This is a genomic window from Kluyvera georgiana ATCC 51603 (genome assembly GCF_001654985.1).
Taxonomy (GTDB): Bacteria; Pseudomonadota; Gammaproteobacteria; order Enterobacterales; family Enterobacteriaceae; genus Kluyvera; species Kluyvera georgiana.
The window spans coordinates 1-8382 of record NZ_LXEU01000108.1 but is presented as its reverse complement, the minus strand read 5'-3'; the positions used below and the strand labels follow the sequence as shown (position 1 = coordinate 8382).

5 protein-coding genes and 1 pseudogene are annotated in these 8382 nt (G+C 51.1%); 2 read left to right on the top strand and 4 right to left on the bottom strand.

Features of this window, described 5'->3' with window-relative positions; all coding sequences use genetic code 11:
• The 3 genes and pseudogenes from M989_RS25085 to M989_RS23740 form a co-directional block, all read right to left on the bottom strand.
• Positions 1-389 (bottom strand): annotated as a pseudogene (locus M989_RS25085) (IS1-like element IS1A family transposase); the annotation flags it as partial.
• A 28-nt stretch (positions 390-417) separates the two neighbouring features.
• Positions 418-1392 (bottom strand): signal peptidase II, encoded by a 975-nt coding sequence (gene lspA, locus M989_RS23745; RefSeq protein WP_083965196.1) that lies wholly within the window; start codon positions 1390-1392, stop codon positions 418-420.
• On the bottom strand, positions 1389-3794 hold the full coding sequence (locus M989_RS23740) for a heavy metal translocating P-type ATPase (RefSeq protein ID WP_049592186.1): 2406 nt from the start codon (positions 3792-3794) through the stop codon (positions 1389-1391). The genes lspA and M989_RS23740 overlap by 4 nt, the downstream gene beginning before the upstream one ends.
• Positions 3795-3879: 85 nt before the next feature.
• Between M989_RS23740 and cadR the strand changes: the two genes are divergently transcribed.
• The gene (cadR, locus tag M989_RS23735; protein WP_049592187.1) at positions 3880-4305 is read left to right on the top strand and encodes a Cd(II)/Pb(II)-responsive transcriptional regulator; all 426 of its coding nucleotides are present in this window, start codon (positions 3880-3882) and stop codon (positions 4303-4305) included.
• Between the two features lie 257 nt (positions 4306-4562).
• Here the strand turns inward: cadR and M989_RS23730 are convergent, their stop codons facing one another.
• On the bottom strand, positions 4563-5204 hold the full coding sequence (locus M989_RS23730) for a recombinase family protein (protein WP_049592188.1): 642 nt from the start codon (positions 5202-5204) through the stop codon (positions 4563-4565).
• Between the two features lie 167 nt (positions 5205-5371).
• Here M989_RS23730 and M989_RS23725 point away from each other — a divergent pair, with 167 nt between their 5' ends.
• Positions 5372-8359, top strand: a complete 2988-nt coding sequence (locus M989_RS23725) for a Tn3 family transposase (protein ID WP_016241615.1) — start codon at positions 5372-5374, stop codon at positions 8357-8359.
• Positions 8360-8382 lie beyond the last annotated feature (23 nt).

Sequence of the window (8382 nt, the reverse complement as noted above, 5' to 3'; positions counted from 1 at the left end):
ACTGTCATACGCGTAAAACAGCCAGCGCTGGCGCGATTTAGCCCCGACATAGCCCCACTGTTCGTCCATTTCCGCGCAGACGATGACGTCACTGCCCGGCTGTATGCGCGAGGTTACCGACTGCGGCCTGAGTTTTTTAAGTGACGTAAAATCGTGTTGAGGCCAACGCCCATAATGCGGGCAGTTGCCCGGCATCCAACGCCATTCATGGCCATATCAATGATTTTCTGGTGCGTACCGGGTTGAGAAGCGGTGTAAGTGAACTGCAGTTGCCATGTTTTACGGCAGTGAGAGCAGAGATAGCGCTGATGTCCGGCGGTGCTTTTGCCGTTACGCACCACCCCGTCAGTAGCTGAACAGGAGGGACAGCTGATAGAAACAGAAGCCACTGGAGCACCTCAAAAACACCATCATACACTAAATCAGTAAGTTGGCAGCATCACCGACGTCGAGAAGATCGACAACTGACCCGCGCAGAATGCGATCAGCAATATTTCCAAGCGCACCTCCGAGCATCAGGCTATATCCCAGTGCCTCAGGGCGTGAAAGCTGTTTTTTCAGCATGTACGCTAGCCAGGCAGAGAAAGCTAAGCCAAAAGTGATGAAGAAATAACGTTGCCAGCCCCCCGCTCCTGCCAGAAAGCTGAATGCAGCCCCCGGGTTTAAGACATGAACTAAATTGAAGAATGGCGTTACTTCGACCTGTTCGCCATAAGAATATATGCGAACGATAACGAATTTTGTTAGCTGATCGGTGATGAAAGCAAAAAAAGTCACTCCATACCAGATTAAGGACGATGCGTGGCGAGTTGTCTGCCATACAGGAGCAATAAATGCTATCAGCGTTCTTGCAATAACAATGCAGCCCAAACCTATGCACCAGCCTGCAAGTATATCAGCCGGGAATGATATCCCGGCAGCAATGCATGCCCATCCAGCGAGGACAGCATATAGTACCAAAGAGATTTGTCCACGGTACCCGACCAGCGTCCAAAGAGTGCCGACAACCAGCGCCGAATAAGTCGCATGTTCACTGGGAAAACTGTAGTTTTTCTCATGCTCACCTGCGATGCTTACCAACTCGCCAAAGACGGCTGTCGGGCGCGGGAAATCGAGCCACAGCTTCAAAACACTGGTGGCCAACAAGGCAAGAAGAATGGCGGTGCTAAAAATGATGAACCGATACCAGACCGCATTAGCCTGGGCCGGAAGGAGGGCAAATCTCGACCATCCCCACAGCCCAAGCAGCATCAATGGCGCAGTCCAGTAATTACTCACCAGACTTAAGAACCACACAAGCGGTCCCAGCGTGACAGGCATCCCCGCATTGATGGCCTCGAATAACTCGGCGTTCAGACCATACCAGTCATAGAAAATGAATTTCCAGTTCATCGGCGTAACAACCTAAGACCGTTGCCCACCACGAGCAAGCTGGCCCCCATGTCGGCAAATACGGCCATCCACATGGTCGAGTGCCCCGAGAAAGTAAGTACCAGAAATATCGCTTTAATGCCTAATGCCAGCACGATATTTTGCTTTAACGTCTTAGCCGTCACACGCGACAGACGCACGAATGTCGATATTTTGCGTAAATCATCGTCCATCAGGGCAACGTCCGCCGTCTCAATGGCGGTGTCGGTGCCCGCCGCACCCATTGCAAATCCGATGTCAGCACGAGCCAGGGCTGGTGCATCATTGATTCCGTCTCCCACCATACCGACTTTGCCCGTCAGAGTCAGTTGCTCAATCTCGTGTAATTTGTCCAGTGGCAATAAGTTACCCCGTGCACGATCGATCCCGGCTTGCGTGGCTATTGCGTGCGCGGTGTGCTGGTTGTCTCCAGTCAACATCATCGTATTGATGCCCAGTGCATGCAGCTCCGTGATAGCGCTCCTGCTGCTATCCTTGATGGTATCTGCTACCGCGAACAGGGCTTGAGCCCCCTTTGTACTCACCAGAATGACTACAGTTTTCCCTTCACGCTCCATTGCATCGATGCGCTGTTCCAGTTCAGGTGAACAATAGTCCAGTTCTTTGAGCATCCGATGATTACCAAGATGATAAGTTACGCCATCAATGCTGCCACTCACTCCACGCCCTGGTAATGCCACGAACTCGGCAACATCACGTAGCGTAATACCATCGATATTTGCTGCGTGCGCAACGGCTCTGGACACGGGATGATCGGATCGAGCCGCGAGACTCGCAGCAATACTTCGACTACTGGCCGCTGACGCTTCGCCCCATGCGGCGAAATCGGTCTGTTCAGGTTTGCCGTGAGTGATCGTGCCGGTTTTATCCAGTGCCAGCCAGCGAAGGTTACGACCTTCTTCAAGATAGACACCTCCCTTGATTAGAATTCCATGCCGGGCTGCGGCGGCTAAGCCACTAACGATAGTCACTGGCGTAGAGATCACCAGCGCACACGGACAGGCGACAACCAGTAAAACCAGCGCGCGATAAATCCAGTCCAGCCACGCGGCGGAGTAGAACAACGGAGGAATTAGCGCTACCGCGATAGCAACAATGAATATTACAGGCGTGTACCAGCGTGCAAAACTATCGACAAAACGTTGGGTGGGTGCACGACTGCCTTGTGCTGCTTCTACCGCGTGAATAATACGGGCCAGTGTGGAGTTACTGGCGATAGCCGTAACGATATACTCGAAGGAACCGGACTCATTGATGGTGGCTGCGAACACCTGATCACCTGGTGCTTTTTCAACAGGCAGGCTTTCTCCAGTGATCGACGCTTGATTTACCGTAGAACGTCCCACTTTCACTTCGCCATCTAAGGCGATTCGCTCACCAGGTTTAACCCTAACCCGGCTGCCGATGGTGACCTGGCTTGCCTCAACTTCCCGCCACGAGCCATCTGGCTGCTGCACTGTGGCCTGTTCGGGAGCAAGATCAAGCAGGCTCCGGATGGCGTTACGGGCACGGTTGAGCGATTTTGCTTCAATCACTTCAGCAAGTGCAAACAGCACCATCACCATCGCCGCTTCTGGCCAGTGGCCAATCAACATGGCCCCGGTGACTGCTATTGACATCAGGGCGTTCATGTTCAGGTTGCGGTTTTTAAGTGCAATCCAGCCTTTCTTATAGGTAGAAAGACCGCCAGTTAAGATGGCGACCAGTGCCAGAACAATGACTGACCAATGGTTGCCATTCAGGAACCAGTAGACAGCCTCCGCAGCCAGTGCAGCTACCAATGAAACACCAAGCGGCCACCAGTTGGTAGAATCCCGTGCCGATACTGCCGAAGATAAGGTGGTTCCCTCTGTATTAAGTACCTGAGCCTCAAAATCCAGAGTTTTCAGCGCATCCAGAACCTCGGGCATCGTGTTAGGAGTATGATGCACGGACAGGGTGCGCTGCAACAGGTTGAAATCGAGACGGGTCACCCCGGCTATCTTTGAAAGCTTATTACGGATTAAAACCTCTTCAGTTGGACAATCCATTTTGGCAATTACCAGTCTGGTCGTCTGTTCGCCAGAAGCGCTATCCAGGCGTTCGGTCTGCATTCCGATAGCTTTTAAAGCTTGTTCAACCGGAGATAACGATGGCAATTCGTGCCGCACGGTTAATGTCCGCTGCATCAGATTGAAGTCAAGGTCAATCACACCCGTCAATGTAGCCAACTTGCTCCGGATCAGCGCCTCTTCTGTAGGGCAATCCATGTTCTCGATTCGGTAGACGGCCTGAGCCACTTCAGCTGTTGGCTGGGCTTGCGAAGCGGGTTGGCTCATCGGTATGGTCGAACAACCGCATCCCTTTGAACTGCAGTTACTCATAGCGTTTCCTGTGATTTAGGTTTATGTGTTGTTCATTAAGAACTCTATAGCTACTATAGAGTCAAGTTTTAAATGAGGATGAGGGATGGAAATCAAGATTGGTGAACTTGCCAGGCGGACAAAATGCGAAACTGTCACTATTCGTTACTATGAGAAAGAGGGGTTATTGCCAAAGCCAGCGCGCAGTGATGGTAACTTCCGGCTCTACAGTGAGTCTCATGTCGAACGCCTGCAATTCATTCGCTATTGTCGGTCTCTGGACATTACGTTGGTAGAAATACGGACATTATTGGCGCTGCGGGACAATCCGGGTCAGGATTGCGGCGAAGTCAGTTTACTACTGAATGATCATATCCAGCAGGTGGAGGCACGCATAGAAGTATTGTTGCAGTTGAAGAAACACCTGTCCGTTTTGCGCGAAAGGTGTTCTGGCACCCGGCAGGTAGATGAGTGCGGTATCCTGCAAGGGCTAACGAATCACTCTTGCCATCCAGTTCGCATTCCAACTTGAAGGGAACCGAGCCCGGTGTTTTGATAATGCCAGTGATGAATGACATATTGTGTATGATGTTGCTGGCAGTCAATTATATACTACCGGTAAAGAACAAAATCTAATCCTGAGTCAGTAAGGGCAGAAATAATCTGGCATATTGCTTATCTGTAAGGCTAGTATGAAGAATAAACACAGAGACGCCCGCCTCTTCTCTGAGAGATATAGACAAGGGCTCCTTTTGAGGGAACGAATATCATAGTTGTCAATGTTGCTTTTTAATCAGATGTCACTTCTTTATAAAGAGCCTGAATGCGGCAAATCTGGGAGGGACTGTACCCTGTCGCATCCGCTGTTTCCCTGATACTCAGTTTCTTGACATGACGGTAGTACAGGACTTTCTGATGACGCTCCTGATCGGCCTGCTTACCCCGGTATTTTCCCAGTTTATGCGCCCGTTCAATACCCTGCTTCTGGCGCTGGCGGCGGTTCAGCCAGTCCTTATGCGACATCGCGGCCATCAGATCGATAAGCATGTTATTGATGGCGGTTATCACAGCGCGGGTGATCGGGTCAGCCTGCGAAGGGTCTTTATCTGACAGTGCCTGCCATGAGGTTGGGACATCCAGGCTGACAATCCGCAGTTCGTGTTGTTCGATCTGCTTTTTCAGCGTCCTCCAGTCGCTGTTACTCAGGCGGGTCAGGCGGTCTATCTGCTCGACCAGTAAAATATCATTACGGTGACTGTCCATCAGCAAGCGTCCCAGTTCCGGGCGGTCAAGTTTTGTACCGCTGATGTTCTCCCGGTAGTAACTGGCAATTTTATGCCCCCGCTCCTGAACGAACTGCTCCAGCATCTCTTTTGCCCGGTCGGCGAACTGATCTTCCGTCGATGCTCTTAAATAAGCTCTGATGAACATTTTTTAACCGCATTGTCGCATTTAGATTATTGCATTAATTCTATCGCATATAGGTTATGTCATTCATGGAGTATCGTCACATTTTGTTTATGCCGTCAGGGTGTACCCTTATGCGATAACCATTTTTGTTAAAAATACCGCATCGGATAATTTATGAGGGAAACTATATGGCAAGGAGGCAGATTCTTTCTCTGTCGGAAAGAGAATCATTACTGGCATTGCCAGACGATGAGTTAACGCTGACCCGGATGGCCTATTTCAGTGAGCATGATCTGGCGCTTATCTGTGCTCACCGTAAACCCGCCAGCCGTTTTGGTTTTGCCGTCCTTCTTTGCTATCTGAAAAATGTTGGCTTTGCCCCGGATAAAAAAATCCCACCCTCTGATGCACTGCTGAAACATATCGCCAGCAGGCTAAATCTTACCGGTGATCTCTGGCCTGCTTACCTTTCCGGCAGGGATACGACCCGGCGCGAGCATTTAACCGAACTGTACCGCTATCTTGGCGTGAAGGCATTTACCGGCAAAATACAGCAGGACTGTATTACACACCTGCTGTCGATGGCGACGCGTACTGATAAAGGTATTCTCCTGGCCGAAGAGATGCTGGTCTGGCTCCGGCAGAACAACGTAATAATCCCCGCGATTGATGTCGTGGAGCGTACCTGTGCTGAGGCCATGGCAGGCGGCGATAAAATCGTATTTCAGACTCTGAATGCCCCGTTAACTCCGGCTCACAGGGATGCCCTGGATCGTTTACTTGAGTCATCGGATAATCAGTCTTCCAGGCTGACATGGCTTCTGCAACCGCCGGGTAAAATCAATGGTAAGAACGTGCTGCAACATCTTGATCGGCTCAGCAGCGTTGAATCGCTGGCATTACCGGAAGGTATAGATCGTACCATTCACCAGAACCGGTTGCTGAAACTGGCGCGGGAAGGCCGGAAGATGAGTAGCCGTGATTTGACCCGATTTTCAGCAACCCGGCGTCATGCGATCCTGGTGTGCGTGCTGGAAGAAGCCAGAGCCACACTGACAGACGAAGTGATTGAGTTGCATGAGCGAATGCTGAACAGCCTTTTCAGCAAAGCCAAAAGAACACAGGCAGAGCGCCTTCAGCAGACCGGAAAGCTGATCCAGTCAAAACTGAGGCAGTACATCGATGTCGGTCAGGCGCTGTCTGATGCCCGCGATTCCGGTGACGATCCATGGCTCGCAATAGAAAATATACTCCCATGGCCTGAATTTGTCGCCAGTCTGGAGGAAACACGCCATCTCGCCAGAAAAAATAATTTTGACCCGCTGCATATTATTACCGAGAAATACAGCATATTACGGAAATATGCCCCACGCATGTTATCCACTTTACAGTTAGTCGCAACCCCGGCAGCGCAACCTCTGGCTGATGCGCTGGTTGTGATCAAGGATATGTACCTGAAGCACTCACGTAAAGTTCCGGCGACTGCGCCGCTTGAGTTTGTCCCTGAAAGCTGGCACAGGGTGGTGATTACACCTGCGGGTATTGATCGGCAGTATTATGAATTTTGTGCGCTCAGCGAGCTTAAGGGAGCGTTGCGCTCCGGGGACATCTGGGTTAAAGGCTCACGGCGCTACAAAAATTTTGATGATTACCTCATTCCCGAAAAGGACTTTGACAAACTCACTCCGGCGCTGCCACTGCCCGTATCTGCTGATTACCATGAGTACATTACCAGCCGTATGACCCTGCTTCAGTCCAGACTTGAAGAGGTCAATGCCATGGCAGCCCTTGGTGAACTGCCCGATGTGGAAATTTCCGACAGGGGCGTAAAAGTCTCTCCGCTGGATAACTGCGTACCGGCGCAGGTTTCACCGCTGGCAGAGCTGGTTTACAGCATGCTACCGCGCCCTAAAATCACGGAAATTCTCGATGAGGTAAACGGCTGGACGACGTTTACCCGACATTTTTCGCATATAAAAAATGACATTACCCGTCCCGATACCCGCCTGCTTCTCACCACCATTCTTGCGGATGGCATCAATCTTGGCCTGACAAAAATGGCAGAAGCCTGCCCCGGGAGTACCAAATCATCACTTGAAGATATTCAGGCATGGTACATCCGCGACGAAACCTATTCAGCCGCCCTTGCAGAACTGGTAAACGCGCAGGGGAAAAGGCCGCTGGCGGCATTCTGGGGAGACGGGACAACATCATCATCAGATGGACAGAATTTCAGAACAGGCAGCACTGGCCGCTACGCAGGACAGGTTAACCCGAAATATGGGCAGGAGCCCGGACGACAGTTTTATACCCATATTTCGGATCAATACAGCCCGTTTTACACCTGCATAATAAGTCGGGTCAGGGATTCAACCCATGTTCTCGATGGCTTGCTGTACCACGAAAGTGACCTGAAAATCAGGGAGCATTACACCGATACCGCGGGTTTCACCGATCATGTCTTTGCCCTGATGCATCTGCTGGGATTTGCGTTCTGTCCGCGAATCAGGGATCTCCATGACAAGAAGCTGTTTATCAAAGGGAAAGCAGACCAGTACCCGGCGCTTCAGTCACTGATATCAACGACCAGCCTGAACCTGAAAGAGATCGAAATTCACTGGCGTGAAGTGTTGCGTCTGGCAACCTCGATAAAGCAGGGAACAGTGACGGCATCCCTGATGCTGAAAAAGCTTGCCAGCTACTCAAAGCAAAATGGACTTGCCAAAGCACTGAGAGAAATTGGCCGTATTGAACGAACGCTGTTTATGATCGACTGGTTCCGCGATCCGGCACTTCGTCGGCGGGTCCAGGCGGGACTGAATAAAGGAGAAGCCCGTAACGCGCTGGCGCGCGCGGTATTCCTGCACCGTCTGGGTGAAATCAGGGATCGTAAACCGGAAAATCAGAGCTATCGCGCCAGTGGACTGACGCTGCTGACGGCAGCTATCTCGCTGTGGAATACCGTCTATATGGAAAGAGCGGTCGATGCCCTGAAGCGTAAAGGGGTGAAGATCAACGATCAATTGCTGTCGCATTTGTCCCCGCTAGGCTGGGAGCATATCAATCTGACAGGCGATTATATCTGGAAAAGCAACCGGATACCGGCTTCCGGTAAGTTTCGTCGGTTGAGACCCGCTAAAGTCGAAAGGTCAAAAAATAGCCTTAACGTACAATAATTTTCGATATCCAAACTGACCCC

What these genes read in the sequence shown, in the direction of transcription:
- M989_RS23740 (WP_049592186.1), bottom strand. Translation starts at nt 3,794, where the DNA reads ATGAGTAACTGCAGTTCAAAGGGATGCGGTTGTTCGACCATACCGATG.
- M989_RS23725 (WP_016241615.1), top strand. Translation starts at nt 5,372, where the DNA reads ATGGCAAGGAGGCAGATTCTTTCTCTGTCGGAAAGAGAATCATTACTG.
- M989_RS23730 (WP_049592188.1), bottom strand. Translation starts at nt 5,204, where the DNA reads ATGTTCATCAGAGCTTATTTAAGAGCATCGACGGAAGATCAGTTCGCC.
- lspA (WP_083965196.1), bottom strand. Translation starts at nt 1,392, where the DNA reads ATGAACTGGAAATTCATTTTCTATGACTGGTATGGTCTGAACGCCGAG.
- cadR (WP_049592187.1), top strand. Translation starts at nt 3,880, where the DNA reads ATGGAAATCAAGATTGGTGAACTTGCCAGGCGGACAAAATGCGAAACT.